At 42.5% G+C, this 252-nt stretch carries 1 protein-coding gene; it reads left to right on the top strand.

The annotated features are described in order from the left end of the window. Positions 1 to 37 precede the first annotated feature (37 nt). Positions 38 to 252, top strand: a 215-nt coding sequence (locus CWB85_RS22020; protein ID WP_138556021.1) for a DEAD/DEAH box helicase, incomplete at its 3' end; no start/stop codon positions are given.

Here is a 252-nt window from a genome sequence, read left to right as displayed (position 1 = left end):
TTTCTTATTGCAAGTTTAAACGTTATGCTTAAACGCTATGACTAAGACACATTTGACCGATAAAAAGTTTTCAGACTTTGCTATTGCACCGGAAGTGGTTGCCGGGTTAACCGAAAGTGGGTTTGAATATTGCACACCCATACAAGCTAAATGCCTACCTTTTATTTGTGATGGCCGCGATATTGCGGGTCAAGCACAAACGGGTACAGGTAAAACGTTGGCGTTTTTAACCGCCACGTGCCATCGGTTATT

This window comes from Pseudoalteromonas sp. S1727 (genome assembly GCF_005886375.1).
In the GTDB taxonomy this organism is placed as follows: Bacteria; Pseudomonadota; Gammaproteobacteria; order Enterobacterales; family Alteromonadaceae; genus Pseudoalteromonas; species Pseudoalteromonas haloplanktis.
Note: the sequence above shows the minus strand (reverse complement) of the source record. Positions and strands in the feature narration are given on the sequence as shown.